Genomic DNA, 22,364 nt, shown 5'->3' with positions numbered 1-22,364 from the left:
GACATGAGTAGAACCACCGGATTCTCAAGCTTTATCCATGCCATGTGGAAGTACAAGGCGCTGACGCTGATGCTGCTGCCAGCGGTGCTTGTCCTGCTGGCGCACAGCTATCTGCCGATGTTCGGCATCTTTATTGCCTTCAAGAATGTGAATTATCTGGACGGGATTTGGGGCAGTCCCTGGGTAGGCTTCGATAATTTCCAGTTCCTGTTCTCCTCGGGGGATATGTGGAGAATTGTAAGAAACACACTTCTGTACAGCTTGACCTTCATGATTATGAACCTGGTGCTGTCGGTATCGATTGCGGTAGCCATCAATGAGATCCGGCGGCGGCTGCTGGCGAAGGTGTATCAGAGCTTCATCATCCTGCCGCACTTCCTGTCCATGGTGGTGGTGAGTTATCTCGTATACGCTTTCCTGCAGCCGGATCACGGCTTCATCAATGCCACAGTGCTTAAGGCCTTCGGGCAAGACCCTGTCTTCTGGTACTCGGAGAAGGAATATTGGCCTTACATTCTGGTGTTTGTCAACGCCTGGAAGCATGCGGGCTTCGGCGCAGTGATCTATATCGCGGCGATTGCCGGAATCGATCCGGAATATTACGAGGCGGCGCTGATTGACGGGGCTTCCAAGTGGAAGCAGATTACGCATATCACGCTCCCTTTTATCCGGCCGGTCATCATTATTATGACGATTCTGTCCATGGGCAGCATCTTCAGCTCCGACTTCGGACTGTTCTTCCAGGTGCCCATGAATTCAGGGGCTTTGTATCCTGTAACGGATACCGTGGATACGTATGTCTACCGCGCCCTGATGCAATTGAATGATATCGGGATGTCCTCGGCAACGGCGCTGGTCCAATCGGTGGTGGGCTTCATTATGGTCATTGCCACCAACAGTATGGTCAGACGGATTGACCGGGAACAGGCACTATTCTAATCAAAGGAGAATCATCATGGCGAATGACACCAGCAGCCCGATCGGCGGAAACTCCGCATTGTCAAATGTACTTTTAAATCTGGCCTTTGTGATCCTCTCACTCCTTTGCTTTTTGCCTGTTCTGCTTGTGATCATTGTCTCCTTCACAGACGGGCAGTCCATTCTGACTCAGGGGTACAGCTTCATTCCGAATAAGTGGTCTTTCATTGCCTATGAGTCGATCTTCAAGGACTGGATGACGATTGTGTCGGGATATCGCGTGAGTTTCACCATCACTATTACAGGTACAGCGCTTAGCGTGCTGCTCATGGCAATGTATGCTTATCCCATCTCGCGTGCGGATTATCCGTTCCGTAATGTGTTTACCTTCTTCCTGTTCTTCACGATGCTGTTCAATGGAGGAATGGTCAGCAGATATCTGATCTATACACAAGCGCTGCATATCAAGGATTCGTATATGGCGCTGATTCTGCCCATGCTGATTGTGCCGTTCAACGTCATTATTATGCGGACCTTCTTCCAGACGACCATTCATCCGGCGGTGATCGAATCGGCCAGAATTGACGGTGCGGGGGAGCTGAGAATCTTCCTGCGGATCGTGCTGCCGCTCTCGTTGCCGGTCCTGGCGACCATGGCCTTGTTCAGCACCATCGGCTATTGGAACGACTGGTTCAATGCACTGCTGTATATAACCAGCGAGGATAAGTATCCGCTGCAGTATCTGATGATGCGTGTCCTCAACGATGTGCAGTACCTGCGCAATAATGTGGAGCTGGCTGCCCAGAATCCCAATATGATGAAGAATCTTCCGAACGAATCCCTGCAGATGGCGATGGCGGTGATCGGGATGGGACCCATTCTGATTGCGTATCCGTTCTTTCAGAAGTATTTTGTCAAAGGCCTGACGGTCGGGGCAGTAAAAGGCTAAAGCGTGGTGGAACCGGCATCAGCACAGGCTGCCTGCCGTTCTATATAGAAGCATAATCATCTAGGGGAGGGTTAATATGACAAAGTTAAAAGGGCGCAGACCGCTATTCACGGCGATTCTTCTGGTTCTGGCGTTATCCTTGCAAGCGTGCTCAGGCGGTAACAACGGGGGTTCTGCCGAACCTTCAGCTTCAAGCGGCGCGGCCGCTACGAACAGCACGAGCAGTGCGGAGCCTGCGGGTGGTGCGGAAGCACTGAAGCCTTACGAGGTCTCGATCATCTACTTCGGTGCGCCGCAGCGGGATGACGCACTGGTCGAAGCTAAGCTGAGTGAATATTTCAAAGAGAAATTCAATGCCACCGTGGATCTGCAGCCGATTGCCTCCAGCGAATACAAGCAGAAGACCGAGCTGATGCTCAATGCCGGAGAACCGATGGACCTGGTATTCACCGCGTCCTGGCTTAATTTCTTCGGCAACGTGGCCAAGGGTGCGTTCCTGGATCTCGATGACCTGCTGGCCAAATACGGGCAGGGGATTACGGAGAACCTGAATCCGATCTATCTGGAGGCTCCGCGCTACAAAGGCAAGCTGTACGGCATTCCAACCAACAAAGAGATTACCCAAGGCAAGGCCTACACGTACCGCAAGGATATCATCGACAAATATAATATTCCGATTGAGGATATTAAGACAATGTCAGACTTTGAACCCTGGTTCAAGCTGCTGAAGGAGAAGGAGCCGGGGCTGATCCTGGACTTCATTAAGGAGTCGGGCGAAGGGATGATGTATGAGACCCGTTCGAACTTCCGCGCCATCGGGCCGACGCCGAACAAGATTCCTTTATTCCTCTATGACTACACAAATACAGATAACATCCAGATTAAGTCAGTCGTTGATCCGGAGATTTCATCCATTGCCCAAGCGGAGTATGAGCTGAACCGCAGTTATTACGAGAAGGGCTACATCAACAGCGATGCGGCGACTACAACGACGGAGATCGGCGACTTGCGCAAGCAGGGCAAGATCTGGATGCAGCAGGCGGTCTGGAAGCCGGGCGCGGATATTGAGTTGAAAATCGCCTCGGACAATAAATATGATTTCGTATCCAAGGTAATTGAGGAGCCTATCGTCACTACGGATCTTGCGGCCGGATCCATGTTCTCCATCTCCCGCACCTCCAAGGACCCCGAGCGGGCTATGATGGTCTTGAATGCGCTGCATACTGATCCGTATGCTGTGAACCTGTTCGTTAACGGCATCGAAGGCACCCATTACAAGAAGATCAGCGAGAACCGGATCGAGCCGATTGCCGATTCCGGGTATGGCAGCTCTGCCCTGTTCTGGGTGGTCGGCAATCAGCTGATCAATTATCTGAAGCCGGGCCAGCCGGATGATCTGTATACAAGCTGGAAGCAATTCAATGATGAGGCTAAACGTTCGCCATTGTTGGGCTTCGTCTTCGACGAATCGCCGGTGAAGAACGAGATTACCCAGCTTACCTCGGTCATCGGTGAATACCGGGCCGCAAGCACGGGTGCTATTCCTGACCCTGCCAAAATGCTTGCGGAACGCAATGAAAAATTGAAGAAAGCTGGCATTGAGAAGGTCAAGACTGAACTGCAGACCCAGATTGATGCCTGGAAAGCCGCGCAATAACTGACAAGTGGAAAAGATGGCAGGAGGTCCGTTATTTCCGGGCGTCCTGCCCTCTAATTTGTAGACGAGAAAGGAAGACCTGGAGATTATGGAGACTTGGATCAACGAAGCCTGGGACTATGCCCAGCACAAATTAAGCCGTACACGGAGCCGGATCGGAGCCACCTTCCCGAATGCCACCTACGGAGGACAATATGATGCGCGTGACCCCGATTGCTGGACCAACGGATTCTGGCCAGGCATTCTGTGGCTGGCTTACCGGAACACAGGCGATGAGGAATACCGGCGCATTGCCGAGAGCTGCGAGGAGCAACTGGACACGCCGCTTCAGGAATATGAACAGCTCCATCACGATAACGGCTTCCTCTGGAGTCTGTCAGCGGTTGCCGATTATAAGCTCACCGGTAACATGCTGTCCCGGAGAAGAGGGCTGATCGCTGCCAGTCATCTGGCCAGCCGGTTCAATCTCAAGGGGAATTTCATCCGTGCCTGGCTGCATGAAGGCAGTGAAGGTCTGGCGATCATCGACTGCATGATGAACCTTGGACTGCTGTACTGGGCCAGCGGGGAACTACAGGACCCGCGGTATCGTCACATCGCTGTCGCCCATTCGGAGATGGCGCTGCGGGAATTCATCCGGGAGGACGGCTCGGTGCATCATATCGTCCGCTTCGATCCCGAGACGGGAGAGCGGATTGAGGCGCTGGGTGGACAAGGGTATAGTCCGGATTCCGCCTGGTCGCGCGGATCAGCCTGGGCGATCTACGGATTCGCGATCGGGTACCGGTATACAGGTGATATCCGGTTCATGAATGCCGCTAGAGCGGCAGCGGATTACTTCGTTGCTGCGCTGCCGGAGGATCTGGTGCCTCCCTGGGATTTCCGCGCGCCTACCGATCAGCTATGGGCCAAAGATTCAACGGCTGCTGCCTGCGCGGCCAGCGGAATGCTGGAGATAGCTTACCTGCTGGAGGGCGAAGAAGCCGACCGGTACCGGAAGCTCGGAAGTGCCATTACAGAATCGCTGTTCCGCCACTACGCGCCGGAAGATCCGGCGGAAGAGGCGCTCATTACCAAGGGAACCGGCAGCTTCCCGGCTGGTGCCGAAGTCGAGGTGCCGATCATTTACGGCGACTATTTCTTCCTGGAAGCCTTGCTGAAGCTCAAGGGCGAGAATGAAATCTTTTGGTAGAGGGAACAGATTCATGGCAAGGAAGGAGGACCTGATTTGAGTAAAAGAAGAGTGGACCATGTCGATCCGTTCATCGGCGTGGACGGGGAGAATAACTGCCTGTGCGGGCCTTATCTGCCGAACAGTATCGTAAGGCTTGGACCGGATACCCTGCCGCCGCAGCTATCCCACGGTTACGACAGCTCGCGGCCGATTATCCGGTTCAGTCATACGCATGTCAGCGGAACCGGGGGCGGCGGGCGTTATGGCAATGTCGGCTTCACCCCCTATACCGGAATGCCGAGGTTTCAGTTGGACCCTTATGAGAAGGGGGATGAACATGCCGAAGCCGGATATTACAGCGTGAAGCTGCTGCCTGCCGCCATCCAGGCTGAATTGACCAGCACGATGCGGACCGGAGTCCACCGTTACACCTATCCGGGGAATGAATTGGCGGGTCTGCTGATTGATGCCGGAGCGGTCATTCAGGTGGGCGGGGATGAACCGGGGAAGACCACCGGAGTATCGACCGGGGGATATATTGAAGTTCTGTCCGAATATGAGCTGGCAGGCCGCTGCGACCTGCGCGGGGGCTGGGGACACGAATTCCCTTATTCCGTGTACTTCTATATCCGCTTCGATCAGCCAATACAGAGCCATATGCTGATGGATGCAGGCGGAGTACGCCAAGGGCCGTCTGTAGATGGCGCGAACTGCAAGGCTTCCCTTAGCTTCGGCGATTGCAGAGTCCTGGTGGCGAAGACTGGCATCTCATATGTTAGTGTCGGCAAGGCCAGGGCCAGTGTAGACCGGGAAGCGTCCGCCGGATTCGATGACATCCGCCAGGCGGCCAGCGACATCTGGGAGGATAAGCTCAGCCGGGTCACAGTGAAAGGGGGCAGCGTGGAGCATACCCGGCTGTTCTATACCCTGATGACCCGTCTGTTCTGTATGCCGAGTGACCTCGGAGTAGATGATGAGAACTTCGCCTGGGAATCAGGGGTCCGGCATTATACCGACCTGTACGCGCTCTGGGACAGTGTGCGGAATGCCAATTCGTTGATTACACTGCTCGACCCGCAGCTTGAAGCGGATATCCTGAATTGTCTGCTGGACATCGCGGACCATACCGGCTGGCTGCCGGACGCCTGGATCATGGGGCATAGCGCCATGATTCAAGGCGGAAGCTCTGCCGATATTCTGTTCTGTGAAGCGGCGCTGAAGAAGCTTGAGGGCATCGACTACGCGAAGGCCCTCAAGCAGATGCGTAAGAATAATGAGGTGCAGTCCCCGGATACCTGGCTCTATGGCCGTCATCTGCAGGATTACCATTCCTTAGGCTACTTGTCCACGGATGTGAAGAAGAACTGTGTGTCACGCCATATGGAATATGCTTATCAGGACTGGTGCATCGGCCGTCTGGCCGAGGAGCTTGGGCAGGAGGAGACGGCAGAGGACTATTATACAAGCTCGGAGAAGCTATGGAATCTGTGGCGCGAGGATCTGAAGTGTTTTGCGCCCCGGCTGTCCGGCGGGGAATGGGTAACGTCATTTGACCCGGAATCCTGTCTGCCGGATTCATGGAATGATCCGTATTTCTACGAGGGCACCAGTCTGCAATGGTCGTTCAGCACCCAGCATGATTTTCATGGACTTGTTGAACGGCATGGGGGAGCGGAGGCCTTTGTCCGTCATTTAGATTATTTTTTTGACGGGGGCTTCTATAACTCCAAGGAAACGATGCTGCATATTCCTTATCTATATATCTATGCGGGCAGGCCGGACCGGGCGGCTGACCGGGTACGGGAATGCCTGGAGCAATACTTCCGGGCTGAGCGTGACGGGTTGGGGGATAACGAGGATATGGGCTGCCAGAGTGCCTTTTACATCTGTTCAGCGATGGGCTTGTATCCGTTGATGGGTCAGGACCTCTATTTCCTCGTTCCTCCGGTTTTCAATAAGGTGACGCTGCTGCTGGGCGCACAGGCGAATCCGGTTCCTCTGACGATTGAGACACAAGGAGCAGGCAGCGGGTCCGGCAAAAGTTATATTTTGTCCGCTTCGCTCAACGGTCAGGAGCTGGACCGTGCATGGGTCCGCCATGAAGAAATCGCCGGAGGAGGCACGCTTGTTCTGGAGCTGGGCGCTAAACCCGGGGAGTGGGGAAGCCTTATTCCACCTTCTCCGCTCGCGGAGCGGGAGCAAGGCAAACAACTGTCAAGGTAGGGCAGTAGGCTCAAGGAGAGAATGTCCATGCAGAGTTTAAAAAACAAATGGCTGCAATATCTCGTGGGAGATACGCTTCGTCCGGAATCGCTGAAACGGGTCCGCGATGCCCGGGATAAGATGCTTTATCATCAGGAGCTGCTTTGGGCGGATATCCCGTTTCAGGAGAATGCGGCGGATGTATTTCAGATCATTCTCCGTTTGAAGGAGATGGCCATCGCGCTGAAGTCTCCCAAATGTACCTATTATATGGACTATTCATTAAGGCTAAGGATCATTTATGGATTAGAATGGCTGTCTGAGCATAGATACAACGAAACCTGTCAGCCCTATGGCAACTGGTGGTATTGGGAGATTGGCGTGCCAATCGCGCTGGTGGAGACCCTTCTGCTCATGGAGGAACTGCTGGATAAGGAGTTCATAGAGTCTCTGCTTCTTCCCGTAGACAAATATGTGGGCGATCCGGCGTTTCATGCGCAGTGGTTCGTGGCTCAGGCTCCGCCTTCAACGGGAGCGAATCTGGTCTGGAAATCTACGGCGGCTGCCCTGACGGCCGTTATCCGGGGCGACTGGCAGAAGCTCCTTGCAGCCCGGAATGCGCTGCTTCCGCTGTTCAGGAATGCCAGTGAAGGGGACGGCTTCTATGAAGACGGCTCCTTTATTCAGCATGACAAGTATGCCTACACCGGGGGATATGGGGTTTCACTGCTGCATGATGTGGTCCGCCTGATGGTATGGCTTCACGGTACCCCCTGGGAATTGCCTGATGAAGCTCGGGGTTTGACGGCCGGGTGGATTAAGGATTCATTCGTGCCTCTTATGTTCAGGGGATCTATGCTGGATATGGTGAGCGGCAGAGAAGTCTCACGGGAGGATTCGCAGAATCATGAGAGTGGACATTCCGTGATCACGGCCTGCCTGCGTTTCTCGCGCATACTGGGTGAGGCGGATCAGGCACGGCTGCTCTCCAGGGTGAAGGGGTGGGTGTTGGCAGATACGTATAAATCGTACATCGCCGAAGCGCCGCCGGATACCGCAGCTGAGACTGGAGCGCTGCTGGACGATGAACTTGTGCAGCCCGCTCCGGAAGCGAGTTGCTGCAAGCTGTTTGCCCATATGGACAGGGTGGTGCTGCAAGGTCCGGGTTTTGCCTACTCGATCAGTATGTTCTCCAGCCGGACCTTCACCTATGAATCTATCAACAGAGAGCATCTGAAGGGCTGGTATACAGCGTATGGCATGAGCCACCTGTACAATAGTGACTTGGGGCAATATGCGGATGCCTACTGGCCGACCGTTGATCCATACCGCCTGCCTGGAACCACGGTAACGAAGACATTGCAAGAGGATGGAGCCGGGCAGGGCCAATTAAGCAACAGGGCTTATGTTGGCGGGGCTGTGCTTCATAACCAATACGGCGCCATTGCGATGGAGCTTCAGGATGTTGTTAACGAAGCCGATGGACTGACCGCGCTCAAAAGCTGGTTTTTGTTCGGTAACCGTATTGTTGCCTTAGGTTCGGATATTAAGAGCTGTACTTCCTCCAGAGTGGAAACGATTATAGAAAACCGGCAATGGAACCCGGCAGGAGACCATACGATTACAGCAGACGGAACAGAGATTTGCCGGACGCTGGGACTCACAGATACCCTTCAGCCTAAGTGGATTCATATGGCGGGAAGTACCGGGGGCGCGGATGTGGGGATTTATTTGCCTGAACGCTGCTGCGTCCATGCCTTGCGCGAGGCCCGGCAAGGGAGCTGGAGGGCAATCAACGACGCCGGTTCCTCTGCGGTAATCGAGCGATTCTATCAGACACTCTGGTTCGATCATGGAACAGCGCCGCAGGGGGATACCTATGCCTATGTGCTGCTGCCTGGCTGGAGTGAAGAAGCAACGGCCGGGTTCGCCGGGGCGTCAAGTATACGAATTGTGGAATTGAATGACCGGGTGCACGCGGTGGAAGATACGGAAGCGGGGCTGTTCACTGTGCATTTCTGGCAGCCGGGCTGGTATAGAAGCGGGGGGATTGCTTGCAGCAGTCCAGCCTCTATTGTTCTGCAAAGGAATCCGGCTGGCTGGAGTCTCGCTATTGCCGATCCTACACAACAGCAGCGTCGTGCAATTGAAGTGGAGATTGAAGTGGATCGGCCTGTTACTAGGGTGATCCACAAGTCTGAGCGGATCACGGTTGACCTGGGGGGATCTGGTGAACTAAGTGGCCCGGGTGACCCAAGTGACGCAGGTGATTCAGGTGAACCTAGTGATTCTGGAGACACCGGGGCCCCTGGAAACCCCAGAAAGGTTAGACTGGTGTTCGACCCTGACGGTGCCGGGGGCGATTCGTTCCATGTGGAGCTGGGGGCCTGAGGCGAATCTATGAAAATGCACTTCAAGTGAATGACTCTGCGGAGTATGGTAGAATAATCCCAATGATTTTAGAGGGGGAGTACCATGCAGATTTCAATTACCGATGATTTCGCAGATGAACGTTTCCTGCAGTTCGTAAGGAATCACTTCTGCGGTGGCCGTGAATCCGTCTTCAGGAGCGATCTTGACACGGTGACTACGCTGAAGCTTGAGGGCTGCAAGTTCTCAAGTCTACAGGGGATCGAACACTTTACGGCGCTTCAGGAGCTGGATTGTTCGTATAATGAGTTAACCGTGCTTAACCTTAGCCAGAATGAGGAACTCGTTACTGTGAACTGCCGGAGCAACCGGCTGATTGAGCTGAATACTCAGCCTAATCGGCTGTTGAAGGAACTGGACTGTAGCAGGAATCATATCCGTACTCTGGACCTTAGCCAGAATCATGCGCTGGAGACGCTGGAGTGTCATGAGAATATGTTGTCCAACTTAGAGTTAAGCAGCAATCCCCGGCTCAAGGTACTGAATTGCAGTTATAACTCGCTGCATGAATTGAAGCTTAGTGACAATACTGCGCTGGAGCGGGTCGATTGCGGCAGCAACTATATCATTGAGCTGGATATGGCAAGCTGTACAGAGCTGACGGAAATCCGCTGTAACCATAATCATTTAACCCGTCTGGACACCAGTGGCAATCCTTCACTTACGAGTCTGCGATGCTTCAATAATCATCTCACGAGTCTGGACCTCAGTCACAATCTGCAGTTGACCGAACTGTATTGCTCTGAGAACAAACTTACGGTACTGGATACGAGTCTTCATTCGCAGCTTGTACAACTGGATTATGCCAATAACCTCATTACGCAGCCGGATCATAGGGTAGAGGGAGTAGGGATTTTTCAATATGATACTACCTTTACCTGTTATAAGGCGCAGCTTCAAATCAGGGGGAGTGAGCTTGCCGTTACAGCGGAAGTTCCCACCAAGGTCGCAATGAGCGGCTTGACTTCACAGATTCAAAAGGTGTGGGCCGGGCTGGAGGGGCTGCTTGACCGGGTATTGCAGCTAATTGCGGACACTCATCCTGATGAAGATGTGAATGAGCTGGTACTGGCCGACTTGACGTTTGCCGAAGACCACTCCTTCCGTATCGGCTACGATGCCGGGGATACACCGGCTGGTCAACTCTGCATCTATGCAGCATTTGACCATGAAGGTGAGCTGGCCGACCAGCTTAGTTATGAAATGTACTAAGCTGGTAAGCTGTGGGTGGTAAGCCGCAGGCTGTAACCCGCGGGCTGCAACGCGCAAGGAGTAGGCTGTAAACCGTAACCGCAAGCTGTAGGCGGTATGTCGCAAGCTGCACGCCGCAGGCCGCAAGGTTTTGCGGCTTTTCTCGAATACACGTAGTTTCTTTTACTACCGGACCATATCTATACTATTAAATGTAAGCGCTTCATAACGAGTGACTTTATGGGTGGGGAATGCTTGAGCATGGGTGCAGAAAGCAAGTATGTGTGTGAAGGAAAGCTGATCTATGAGTGTAGGAACAGCAAGTTTGTTGTGTGATACAAAAGCTAAACTATGAGTATGGGCAAAGCAAGTTTGTGTGAAGGAATGCTGCAACATGAGCGCAGCAACAGCAAGCCTATGTATGCCAGAAAGCCAGACTACCTGTACGTGAAATTGTTGAATACGGCGACAAGGGGGATTATGGATGAGAAGGTTGCTAATGAGAGGAACGTTAACGAGAAGGTTACTCATGAAAAGCGGTTTGATGGCGTTAGTGCTACTGCTGCTGGTCAGCGGCTTGGGAGGAGTAGCGGAACGTGCCCGTGCTGCGGATGAATTCGACGGGATGCGGGAGAACCGGAAGGTAATGCTCACAGGAGGGCTCTCCCTGAATACGGCGGATGCTGATATTGCCGCAGCCCTTACCAAGCTGGGGAATGAAGCCAGCGGCTATTGGCAGACAATGAATACCTCGCCCGCCCGCACCTATCTGTGGAGCGATAACCCGGGCATCGGGAACTCGATTCATATCCGGGTGACCTATGAACGGCTGAAGACGATGGCGCTCGCGTATGCCACGGCTGGTACGGCGCTGTATGAGGATAGCCAGCTCGGGAGCGATATCGTGGCTGCCCTCGATTATATGTACGCCACCAGATACCATGAGGGGGTAACGCCAACCGCCAGCGGAACAAGCAACTGGTGGGATTGGAAAATTGGCATTCCATTGCAGCTTAACGATATAACAGTGCTGATGTATGACTCTTTAAGTCCGGCTCAGGTTACGAATTATATGACAGCCGTGGAGCGCTTCTCGCCCGCCGTTACTTTGACAGGAGCTAACCGCACCTGGAAGGCGATGGTGGTGGGCGAGCGGGGCATCCTGGTCAAAGACGGGAGCAAGATCGCCGCCGCCCGCGACGGACTGTCCTCCGTCTTCAATTATACGCTCAGCGGAGACGGCTTCTACCGGGACGGTTCATTCATTCAGCATAACAACATTCCCTACACCGGAGGTTATGGCATTGACTTGCTGTTGGCCGTCAGTGATCTGATGGGGATGCTTCACGGCTCTTCCTGGCAGGTGAGTGATCCCAAGCAGTCCAATGTATGGGAGTGGGTGTATAACGCTTACCAGCCGGTGATGTACAAGGGCGCTATCATGGACATGGTCCGCGGCAGGGAGATCTCTAGAAATTACAGCCAGGATCACGATGCAGGTCATCGGGTGATGCAGGGCATTTTGAACTTATCCCGAATTGCGCCACCCGCGCAAGCAGCGGACTTTAAGCAGATGCTGAAAGGCTGGATGCTTTCAGACACCTTCAAGTCTTTTTATGAAGATGCACCCGTTCCAGCTATTGCTCTGGCTAAAAGTATTAATAGTGACCCGGCGGTAGTGCCTTCGGCAGAGCTTCTTGTCTACAAGCAGTTCGCAGCGATGGACCGGGCCGTCCAGCACCGGCCGGGCTACAGCTTCGGCCTTGCGATGTATTCCAGCCGGATCAGCAGCTATGAAGCGATTAACAGTGAGAACGCCAAAGCCTGGTATACCTCAGCCGGTATGACCAGCATATATAACAGTGATCTTGGACAATACAGCGATGACTACTGGCCGACTGTGGATAATTACCGTCTGCCTGGAACAACGGTGCTGTCCCAGACCTCTTCCGGCAGCCACACCAGCACCAAGCTGTGGACCGGCGGCACCGATATCCAGAACCTCTACGGAATCTCCGGCATGGAGCTGAAATATGCGGACCATACGCTTGGCGCGAGAAAATCATGGTTCATGTTCGACGATGAAATCGTGGCTCTTGGTGCAGGCATCAGCAGCTCGGACAATATCCCCGTGGAGACGATCGTCGAGAACCGAAAGCTGAATGCGGCGGGCAGCAATACGCTTACTGTGAACGGTGAAGTGCAGCCTGCCACTTTGGGCGGTGCATCGACCCTGGATCAGGTGGAGTGGGCTCATTTGTCGGGAAGCACCGCCGGTGCGGATACGGGATATTATTTTCCGCAGACGGTATCGCTTGCTGCTAAGAGAGAAGCCAGAACAGGCAACTGGAAGCAGATCAACCCCCGTCCGGTCACACCTTCCACTCCGGTTACCCGCAATTATATGACTTTATGGCTGAATCATGGGTTTAATCCGGCGGGCGGGGAATATCAGTATGTGCTGCTTCCGGGTAAACCCGCTGCCCAAGTGGACGCTTATGCTGCGGCTCCAGATATTGAAGTGCTGGCGAATACCCCCGGTGTGCAAGCGGTACATGAGCGGGAGCTGGGCATTATCGGCGCGAACTTCTGGGAGGATGGAACAAGTTCTGCTGATCTGATTACCGTCAACAAGAAAGCGTCAGTCATGACCAAAGAAACAGAGGATACCCTGGAGCTGTCTGTCAGCGATCCGACACAGGCGGGCACCGGCGTGATTGAAGTGGAGTTGGACCGTTCAGCAAGCGGGTATGCGGCAGATTCAGAGGTTACAGTAACCCGGCTCAGCCCGACCATCCAGTTAACGGTGAATGTCAGCGCAGCCAAGGGCAAGACGTTCAAGGCTTCCTTCGAATTGGGCAGCGGTACGCCGCCGACTCTGCCTGGAGAAGAGGTGATCGTGGATAATAACGACAGCACAGGAGTGCTGAAGACGGGAAGCTGGAAGACAGCGGCGGTGCAGACCGACCGGTACGGGATCAATTATCTGCATGATGACAACAGCGGCAAGGGCAACAAAAGTGTAACGTTCACCCCTGACTTGCCTGCTACTGCTACCTATAGCGTCTATATGATGTGGCCGCAGCATTTCAACCGGGCGACTGCGGTACCAATCGAAGTCGTTCATGCCGGAGGGACGGCAACGCTGAATATAGACCAGACCGCGAACGGCGGAATCTGGAATCTGATCGGCACCTATTCCTTCACGGCAGGAACCTCCGGGAGTGTAACCATCCGTAACAGTGGAACGACCGGATATGTCGCGGCCGATGCGGTGAGGTGGGTGCGGAATCCTTAGCAGACAAAGAGGCCCATGCAATGTGCATGGGCCTTTCTTCGACATTCACTTGCAAGTTCGCCTCCGGCTTACAGCTCAACCCGCCAATTCCCCAGCCGTTTGGCGATTTCCGGGTCCCGGTGGGAGAAGAACAGGCTCTCGCCCGTATCGAGTAGGGCAATCTGAGTCATATCGTCTGCACTCAGCTCAAAGTTGAAAATATCAAAGTTCTCCACAATCCGCTCTTTGCGCACGGACTTCGGAATCGCCACGATATCACGCTGGATCAGCCAGCGCAGCACAACCTGGGCGACGGATTTGTTATGCTTAGCGGCAATCCCGGTTAACACTTCATTGCTGAACAGGTTGTTGCGCCCTTCGGCAAACGGTCCCCATGATTCAATCTGTACACCTTGTTCCTTCATAAAAGCAGCGTTATCCGTCTGCTGAAGGAACGGATGTGTCTCCACCTGATTGACAGCAGGAACGACCTTGTTATGGACGATGAGGTCCATCAGGCGGTCCGGGAGGAAGTTGCTGACCCCGATCGCTCTGATTTTGCCTTCGTGGTACAGCTCTTCCATTGCACGCCAGGCTCCATAGTAGTCGCCGAACGGCTGGTGAATGAGGTACAGATCTAAGTAGTCCAGCCCCAGCTTCTTCAGGGACTTGGCGAAGGAGAGCTTGGCGCTCTCGTATCCGGCATCCTGAATCCAGAGCTTGGTGGTGATGAACAGCTCTTCGCGCGGTATGCCGCTGCGCTTGATGGCGCGGCCTACCGCCTCTTCATTCAAGTAACCGGAGGCGGTATCGATCAGGCGATAGCCTGCGCTCAGTGCTTCATACACCGCATTCTCACATTCTTCAGCATCTGGAATCTGATAGACACCAAAGCCGAGGATCGGCATTTTTACTCCATTATTCAAGGTTACAGTCTGCATGGTCTTGTCCTCCTAAGGATGATTTAGTGATATGATGAGCCTAACGCCTTCGTGTAACACGAAGTCAAGCAGGGGTTATTATATTTTTCAGGGAGCAGTAACATCATCAAATAAATACAAAAACAAATACAGGACCAGCCCCAGTGGCCGGTCCTGTATTTGTGCCCATCTTTAATCTGTCTATTCTAAGGAAACGGGGCGTTTTTTTCTGCACACGACCACCACATACAAAGGATTCATATCCTTAACTCTTCCGAGATCCATTAGCTCGTATCCGTTAATGACGGGATTGTCATAAGGCGTGGTTGTAGGAGGCATTGCTCTCGCATTTCTGACAACTTGGGCTTGGAAGGCTGAATAATCGGAGACGAAGGTTTGACCGTACAACTCCAGGATATCATATTCTTTCAGTAACTCCCCCACAAGCTCAGTAATCGTATATTCATATTTGTGATAATGATTTCTTGGCTGTTCCACGAAGTAGCCAGCAGGGTTCGCTATGCTGCGGTTAGGTGTAGAGACAATAAAGATTCCGTCATCCTTGAGAAGTCTGGCGGATTCTTTAATCCATACACTGCCATCATCGATGTGCTCAATGGTCTCAAAGGAAACAACGACATCAAAGCTATTGTCTTCAAGTTCAAGCTTGTTGACATTTCCGTAAGCATAATCAATCTGATCATGACCATATGTTTTGCGCGCATTAGATAAGCTGGCTTCATCGATATCTACGCCAAGGACATGACTTGCACCGGCCACCTGCAGCATTTTACTCCCATACCCTGCCCCACAGGCAGCATCCAGCACCCTTTTATCTTTGACGAACTTTTGGGCTAATTTGTATCTGTTCAAATGTTCTTCCAGCACATCTCCGTGATTCTTTTTGACGGCATCGTTAATGACAACCCGTTCTCCTGTGAAAATTACATCGTTTTGTTCAGTATTCAGTATTTCGGAGTTGATATCTATGGAATTTGTGTCGTGTCCCCCCAATACTTCAGCCTCGGGGTGAGCCTTCGAAGAGGGAGCTTCGATTCTGCGGAACAAAGATTCAAAATACTTTTGATTGTATACTATACTTGGATGATCGGGATTATATTTTTGGGCTATTTTATGATGGTGAAAGGCCTTCTCGTGTTCGCCTGATGATTCATAACAGACACATAATTGTAAATGGGGGAGCCAGTTGGCAAAAGAGGCATCATAGTTTATGTGTTCATGTGCAATGGTTTCTTGGGTAGCCATATCAAACCAGAAAATAGCCATATTCAATTGGCTTTTCTGCATGAATGCAGTGCCGATTTTGTAACAGATCACGGGATGGGGAATTCCATAAGCAAAGGATTGGAATGCTGCTAACAAGGCTTTATTTACATCCCCAGCAGCAATGTAACAATCCGAGAGTCTCCCATAGGCCTCATAGGTTTCTTCATTCAACGTCTTTGCTTCCAAAAGAAACTTTTCATAGAACACAGCGGCGTTCTCATAATTTTTCTGGTTATATAGAAAGTTGGCATAATTCATTAAATTGGACATCTGAGATTCCTGTGAATCTGGCTGATGGTTTGCCTGAAGTGTGTCCGGTTTATGCATACTAAATCCCTCCTTAGCTTTGTGCCAGAGCTTTTATACTTGCAATTCGCAGCAGGACATCTTCGAAATAGGACTCTTCTCCATAAAATTCTCTAAAGAGGTCCTCAAAGTCATCGGTAAAAACAGGGGCGTGATCACGCATGATTCCTGTGTACCAAGGGAGAATGTAATTGTAGAGAGCAGCTAGTTTCTCTTGCTGCACATCTACCTCGCTTAATCCTTTACCAATGAAATGATGCAAAATAGTCTGATAACTACGGAAGACGACTTCCCCGAGATTGTATCCTGAAGGAGGATTTCCGGAAAAATTAAACATTCTCCGGTTCACCACGCAAAAGCTAGGGTTTCTGGTTAAAATTTCGTACTGCATATAAGCTTGATTTAGCGATAAATCGATATAACGGAAGGGCTTTTCAATTTGTTCAAAATCTTCCCTTCGTAGAATGATGCCGGAAATAAAGGTACACATAATACCTGAGGTTCGAAGATAGGCGGGTGCACCTTCTGCAGTATAAACCTGGCCATCATGGTTATGCACATTCAAATATATAATTCCGCACTGCATATGATCATGGATGACATCAAGTAGAGAAGGGATTGAATCCTCCACAAAATAATCATCATCACCCTGCCATTTTATAAACTTGCCCCTTGCCAGTTGGGCTACAAGATATATATTGCGGTCGCCCCCTATGTTCGTGCTGTTTCTGAAGGATTTGAGGCTAGGATAACGGCTGGCATAACGTGCAATCACTTGTGGAGTAGCGTCGGTGGAGGCATTGTCACAGACAATTACTTCTACCCGGCTATCGTTCTGTAATTGACTGAATATGCAAGAAAGACAGAGATCAAGGTAGATTGCGCGGTTATAAGTCGGAATGCAAATGGAGAGAAGCGGAGTAGATTCCGGTGTGCCGGAACTCAAGCCCGCAGTTCGCGGTTGGAGCTTAGCCGTCTCCTGCTGCAGAATTTGTGCCGGGGATCCGCCTGCCACACAGTAATCCGGAAGATCTTGCTCAACAACACTTCCAGGCTGGATTACACAGTGCTTGCCTATTCGGATATTACCTGCAATAACAGTTCCATCACCTATTTGTGTGCCTTCTCCGATGATAACTTCTCCAGTGCTGTCCATCCATCCTTGTGCTAACACCGGCAATCCTACCTGACGATACTCATGCCTTGCGTCTGATATACTAACTTTACTGCCAATAGTGACACGAGGCTTGATTTCAATACGGTTTAGGGCTTGAAGAGTGAGTCCTTGCTCACATCTGCAATCATCTCCTATAATAATTTTGGGTACAGGCAAAGAATCTTGTAATGTGGACTGTATGCAGTAATCATCTTTGATTGTTACCCTGTCGCCAATGAGAACGAACTCGGGATGATGAAATTGTCCGATGGGAGAGATATCTGTGCTTTTGCCACAGTAAAAGAAACTAGAAACTGGTTTAGGCTCTAAAGAGTGCGACATAACCCATTAACTTCCTTCCTAAATTAGGATTGGCGTATTGCTTTCATGATGGCAAGGCCATCCTCATAATAGGGTTCATCTTGATAGTATTTTTTGTAGATCTCTTCAAACTCATCAGTAGTCACAGTTGCCTTATTATTCCGAAACCATGGAATGGTATAGTGATAAAATGTTTGTTTTTTCTCTCTGGAAATTTCTTCAGCAGTCAAACCAGTGCCCAAGAAATGGCTAAGGATAGACGGATACCCGTTAAAAAAAACTTCAGCAAAACTGTATTTAGGATTGTAAGCACCACCATAACCGAAGATACTATCGTACATGATGCAGAAGTTCGGGTTATCCTTTAATATAGAATATTGAAGATATAACTGATTGAATTTAGAGGTCATGAATAGCGCCGGGTTCTCGATCTTCTCCAAATCCTCACGTCTTAGAACAACAGAACTGATAAAAGCCGCATAAAGGGTGGTTGCGGCCAGGAAATTACTCATGCCGGATTCCAGGCGGGGAGGCCTATTTCCGTTAATTAGACTAATATGGAAGACTCCACATTCCGGATGGCTGTGCAGTACATGAAGCAGGGGCATAAGCTTGCCGGGCAGAAAATAATCATCATCGCCTTGCATTTTTACAAATTTCCCTCTCCCCAGCTGTAATACATGAAGAATATTAGGATCTCCGCCAATGTTCGTGTCATTGCGTACTGACTTCATATTGGAGTACAGGGCCATATACTTGTCTATGATCGCTGGCGTGGCATCTGTGGAGGCGTTATCGGATACTACCACTTCGATCAGCTCATTATTTCCGATCTGAGCATAAATCGACTGGAGGCAAGCGTCAAGATAAGGCGCGCGGTTGTAAGTTGGGATACAGATTGATAACAGGGGAAGGCGGCTTCGGGCAGTAAGAATAGCCTGGGCCTGATCATGAGCAGACACATCCACCCAGCTCCCGGAGGAAGTCTCATAAATCTGCACAATTGATGCGGGATTACCTGAAACCACGCAATAGTCGGGAACATTGTCCAAAACCATGCTGTTTGCCTTAACTACGCTCCCAGCTCCAATACGTATATTCCCGGATAGGCGGCAGTTTGCTCCGATCCAGGAGCCTTCTCCAATGGTAATATCCCCTTCCATTAGAACGTTGGAATGGATCAGAACATTTGGCTCTAAGATAATCCTGGGGTGAGCTGTGATCTGGACACTTCTGTTGATTTGACAACCGTCTCCTATAGAGATAACTGGACTATCGCCAGAAATTCCGTGATTCACATCATTCGGCTGGATAGCATATGGAGCTTGAATAGAGACGTTGTTTCCTATAGAAATTAGCTCTGGAGACTCAAATATGCCTCCCTGCTGAACAAAGGTGTTGCTTCCGAAATGCGCAAATCGCTCAGAGAATTCAAGCGGAATGTATAAGGCCAAGGCTGATTCTCCTTCCATACTTCAAATCTGGATTCGTACCCGCTGCTCTGTCTTCTAATTCATATGGGGCCGGTTCCTAAAGTATGATGAGTATACTGAAAAATACCGGATTTGCTGGACATTGTGGATTTTCCAGATAGTCAGTTGTTTCCGTGAAGATATCGGAGCTAAATTATCTTTTTTTAAGGAGGATTAACATGTATACAGTCAAAGAAGCGGCTTCCATGACGGGACTAACTGAACATGCTGTGCGTTATTATACGGATAAAGGGCTGGTGCCGAGCATTCAGCGTGATAAGAACAACATCCGACTGTTCGACGATGAATCGATCAACTGGCTGTACGGGATTAGGTGCCTCAAGCAGACCGGCCTCCCCATTGAAAGCATCAAAACCTACGTCGATCTCTGCCTCGAAGGGGATTCGACGATTGAACAGCGCTTTGCTATGATGATGGAATACAGGGAAGCGGCGCTCCTTCAGCTGGAAGAGGCCAAGCAGCGTGTTGCCCATCTGGAAGAGAAGGCCCTTCAATATCAGGCTATTCTGGAGCAACGTATCCCGGACCTGACCAATCCCGGCAACTGGAGCAAGCTTCAGAAGGAGGGCGTCAAGGTTCCGGCGCGCCGGAAGAGAGTGGTGCGGTCTTCTTAGCAGCCAGGGGAATACTCCCCATCAGCTGGGGGGATACCTATATTAGGTAACCAACCAAGCACACCCCAGCCATCAATCGACTTCGTTCGTCAGCATTCGTCAATCCTTTACCCGTTTACCTTGACACACTGTATACCCCATGACATAATAATTCCAGACTAAATGACTATGATAAGTTGGACATCATAGGACAACGAGAGAGAGCTTTTACTAGATGAGGGGGAAGTTATAATGAAGAAGAAATTTGTGCCAGGCGTTCTGATTGTGTTGCTCGGGTTGGTCCTTGCAGGCTGCGGTAATGGAAATAAGAATAACGCAGGCTCAGCTGAGACAAATGGTGCTGGAGCAGGTACGAAGACCATTATTGCTGCTACGAGCGGGGTCAGTAACCCTTTTAGCTACGAGAAGGACGGGCAGTTGACAGGTTACGATGTGGAAGTAATGAAGGCGATCTTCAAAGACCTTCCGGAATATAAGCTAGAGGTTCAAGCGATTGAATTCGAAGGGATTCTGACCGGTCTGGACAATGGACGTTTCCAGCTGGGGGCGAACAATTTCAGCTCCAACCCCGAGAGACGCGGCAAGTACAATTTCTCACTCCCGATTATTGAGAATGCGAATGTATTCGTAGTCCGCAAGGACGATAATACCCTTAAGGCGGTAGAAGACCTGAAGGGCTATAAAGCCGTAACAGAAGTAGGCAACTCCGGTGCCACACTGCTGGAGAATTATAATGAAGCGAACCCGGATGCAAAAGCAGAGATTATCTACACCGACGAGAATTTCGTGAAGCAGTTCGAAGGTATTGAAGCCGGCAAATACGATGTGCGCATCATTTCCCGTGTCTCTGCTGAGAAGGCAATCAAGGAGCATGGGTTGACCAACCTGAAGGTGGTTGCTTTCTCTACAGAGAATAGCGATCCAGGATCCTATATCCTGCTCTCCAAGTCTGCGGACAGCACCCTGCTGGATACCGTCAACAAGAGAATCAAGGAAATGTATGCGGACGGCACCCTGCTGAAGATTAGCCAAGAGCAGCTTGGCGGCGACTATTTGCCTAAAAAAGAACTAATGGAGTAACCGGAGGAAGGTGATCGCATGAAATTTCTAGTCTCGGGAGATGCCTTATTCTCCAGCAGTAATTTAGATAAGACGATGGACCCGGAGCTGCTGGCTTTGCTGCAAGGGGCCGATGAAGCTTTTACCAATGCAGAGTTCGTGACCCCGCGCTTGAATACCGCTCCGGCGGCAGGCCGCGGCTACCAGACCAGTGTGCGCCCCAAGGCGCTGGACGAATTCGGGAAGCTCAATATCCGTTATGTGAGCTTTGCGAATAATCATACGGGGGACTACGGAACCCAGGGTCTTGTGGATACGATCGAAGAGGCAGAAGCCCGTGGTCTGACCCCGCTTGGAGTGGGCATGAGCCTGCATGAAGCGCGCAAGCCGGTGTTCGTCGATACGGCAGACGGCCGGATTGCCATCATCACTATCGATGTGACGAGAAGCGAGGTGTTCGCTGCCTCGAATCCGGGGAACGGCGTTCCGGCCCGTCCGGGGGTCAACCCGCTGCGCTGGTCGCGTACGTATGTCGTGAATGATCAGGACTTCAGCACCTTGAAGGAGATCAGTGAACGCATCGGCATCGCTTCCAGCATGGAGGAAGGCAAGCGGATTGAGACCTTCAAGAGTAAATCGGAGAATTACTATGAATTCGGTTCATTTTTTGAAGGCTATTTAACCTTCGAGAAGGGTGAACAGTCCCGCGTCAAGACAGCAGCGCATGAACAGGATCAGCAGGAAATCTACCGCAGCATCCAGGATGCCGCAGAGCGCAGTGACTATGTTTTTGTCAGTCTGCACACGCATGAAGGGGAGAATGAGAACTGGTACTCCGATTATCCCGCAGAGTTCATCGAGACCTTCGCGCGGGGGGCGGTGGATGCCGGGGCGAGCTGTGTCTTCGGACATGGCGCCCACTTCACCAGAGGGGTGGAGCTGTACAAGGGCCAACCTATTTTTTATAACATAGGCAGTCTGTTCATGGAGTTCGAGGCAGGGGAGTCAATTGTATCTCCAGAGATGTTCACCGCCTACGGATATGCCGAGAATGAAGCTCCTTCTACCCTGCACAAGAACAGAACCAAGGACAGCGAAGGGAACTGGCAGGGCTTCTACAGCGACCGCAAGTTCTCGGAGAACTTCCTGGTCATGTTTGATCTGAGTGTGGAGGACAAGCGGTTCAGCTATGAGCTGATTCCGATTGATCTCAGGCTTACCCATGAGACAGTGACCAAGCGTGGCTTGCCTGTACTGGCATCCGATGAAGCGGCGGCCTCCCTGGTGGAGCGGCTGAACGGGGTAAGCAACGAACGGTATCATACTGAAATTATCTATGAGGGCAGACGGTTAATCGTGAGACCGTGTTAGGCTGTCGCCCTGTAAATTGAACGTGGAAGGAAGTCAATC

15 protein-coding genes are annotated in these 22,364 nt (G+C 51.4%); 11 read left to right on the top strand and 4 right to left on the bottom strand.

Features of this window, described 5'->3' with window-relative positions; genetic code table 11:
- The first annotated feature begins 3 nt into the window (after window positions 1-3).
- The 8 genes from C173_RS08580 to C173_RS08545 all read left to right on the top strand — a co-directional run bounded on the left by C173_RS08580 (window position 4) and on the right by C173_RS08545 (window position 13,819).
- Window positions 4-939 carry an ABC transporter permease gene (locus C173_RS08580; protein ID WP_200869525.1) on the top strand — a complete coding sequence of 312 codons (936 nt, stop codon included), beginning with the start codon at window positions 4-6 and terminating at the stop codon, window positions 937-939.
- A 16-nt stretch (window positions 940-955) separates the two neighbouring features.
- Window positions 956-1,867, top strand: coding sequence for a carbohydrate ABC transporter permease (locus tag C173_RS08575; RefSeq protein WP_036724037.1), 912 nt, complete (start codon window positions 956-958; stop codon window positions 1,865-1,867).
- A gap of 76 nt (window positions 1,868-1,943) precedes the next feature.
- Entirely contained in the window at window positions 1,944-3,524 is a 1,581-nt protein-coding gene (locus C173_RS08570) for an ABC transporter substrate-binding protein (RefSeq protein WP_036724036.1), read from the top strand.
- A gap of 88 nt (window positions 3,525-3,612) precedes the next feature.
- The gene (locus C173_RS08565; RefSeq protein WP_036724035.1) at window positions 3,613-4,716 is read left to right on the top strand and encodes a glycoside hydrolase family 88 protein; all 1,104 of its coding nucleotides are present in this window, start codon (window positions 3,613-3,615) and stop codon (window positions 4,714-4,716) included.
- Window positions 4,717-4,752: 36 nt separating this feature from the next.
- Window positions 4,753-6,921 carry a GH92 family glycosyl hydrolase gene (locus tag C173_RS08560; RefSeq protein WP_036724033.1) on the top strand — a complete coding sequence of 723 codons (2,169 nt, stop codon included), beginning with the start codon at window positions 4,753-4,755 and terminating at the stop codon, window positions 6,919-6,921.
- Window positions 6,922-6,948: 27 nt separating this feature from the next.
- Entirely contained in the window at window positions 6,949-9,291 is a 2,343-nt protein-coding gene (locus C173_RS08555; protein WP_051477922.1) for a polysaccharide lyase 8 family protein, read from the top strand.
- An 84-nt stretch (window positions 9,292-9,375) separates the two neighbouring features.
- Entirely contained in the window at window positions 9,376-10,542 is a 1,167-nt protein-coding gene (locus tag C173_RS08550; protein ID WP_235191824.1) for a leucine-rich repeat domain-containing protein, read from the top strand.
- Between the two features lie 523 nt (window positions 10,543-11,065).
- A complete protein-coding gene (locus C173_RS08545) occupies window positions 11,066-13,819 on the top strand; it encodes a polysaccharide lyase family 8 super-sandwich domain-containing protein (protein ID WP_235191823.1) in 2,754 nt (917 codons plus the stop codon).
- A 68-nt stretch (window positions 13,820-13,887) separates the two neighbouring features.
- Here C173_RS08545 and C173_RS08540 read toward each other — a convergent pair whose 3' ends face one another.
- The 4 genes from C173_RS08540 to C173_RS08525 all read right to left on the bottom strand — a co-directional run bounded on the left by C173_RS08540 (window position 13,888) and on the right by C173_RS08525 (window position 19,260).
- Window positions 13,888-14,739, bottom strand: coding sequence for an aldo/keto reductase (locus C173_RS08540; RefSeq protein WP_036724031.1), 852 nt, complete (start codon window positions 14,737-14,739; stop codon window positions 13,888-13,890).
- A 180-nt stretch (window positions 14,740-14,919) separates the two neighbouring features.
- A complete protein-coding gene (locus C173_RS32775; protein ID WP_051477920.1) occupies window positions 14,920-16,332 on the bottom strand; it encodes a class I SAM-dependent methyltransferase in 1,413 nt (470 codons plus the stop codon).
- Between the two features lie 13 nt (window positions 16,333-16,345).
- Window positions 16,346-17,809 (bottom strand): glycosyltransferase, encoded by a 1,464-nt coding sequence (locus tag C173_RS08530; protein WP_036724030.1) that lies wholly within the window; start codon window positions 17,807-17,809, stop codon window positions 16,346-16,348.
- 23 nt (window positions 17,810-17,832) lie between these two features.
- The gene (locus C173_RS08525; RefSeq protein ID WP_081751085.1) at window positions 17,833-19,260 is read right to left on the bottom strand and encodes a glycosyltransferase; all 1,428 of its coding nucleotides are present in this window, start codon (window positions 19,258-19,260) and stop codon (window positions 17,833-17,835) included.
- A gap of 179 nt (window positions 19,261-19,439) precedes the next feature.
- Here C173_RS08525 and C173_RS08520 point away from each other — a divergent pair, with 179 nt between their 5' ends.
- The 3 genes from C173_RS08520 to C173_RS08510 all read left to right on the top strand — a co-directional run bounded on the left by C173_RS08520 (window position 19,440) and on the right by C173_RS08510 (window position 22,325).
- The gene (locus C173_RS08520; RefSeq protein WP_051477919.1) at window positions 19,440-19,895 is read left to right on the top strand and encodes a MerR family transcriptional regulator; all 456 of its coding nucleotides are present in this window, start codon (window positions 19,440-19,442) and stop codon (window positions 19,893-19,895) included.
- A gap of 231 nt (window positions 19,896-20,126) precedes the next feature.
- Entirely contained in the window at window positions 20,127-20,975 is an 849-nt protein-coding gene (locus C173_RS08515) for a transporter substrate-binding domain-containing protein (protein WP_036724026.1), read from the top strand.
- An 18-nt stretch (window positions 20,976-20,993) separates the two neighbouring features.
- Complete coding sequence (locus tag C173_RS08510) at window positions 20,994-22,325, top strand: CapA family protein (protein WP_036724024.1); 1,332 nt, start codon at window positions 20,994-20,996, stop codon at window positions 22,323-22,325.
- Window positions 22,326-22,364 lie beyond the last annotated feature (39 nt).

Origin of the sequence: Paenibacillus sp. FSL R7-277, assembly GCF_000517965.1 — a bacterium.
Classification (GTDB): Bacteria; Bacillota; Bacilli; order Paenibacillales; family Paenibacillaceae; genus Paenibacillus_AQ; species Paenibacillus_AQ silagei.
The sequence above is the reverse complement of the archived record's forward strand: the minus strand, read 5'-3'. Positions and strand labels throughout refer to the sequence as shown.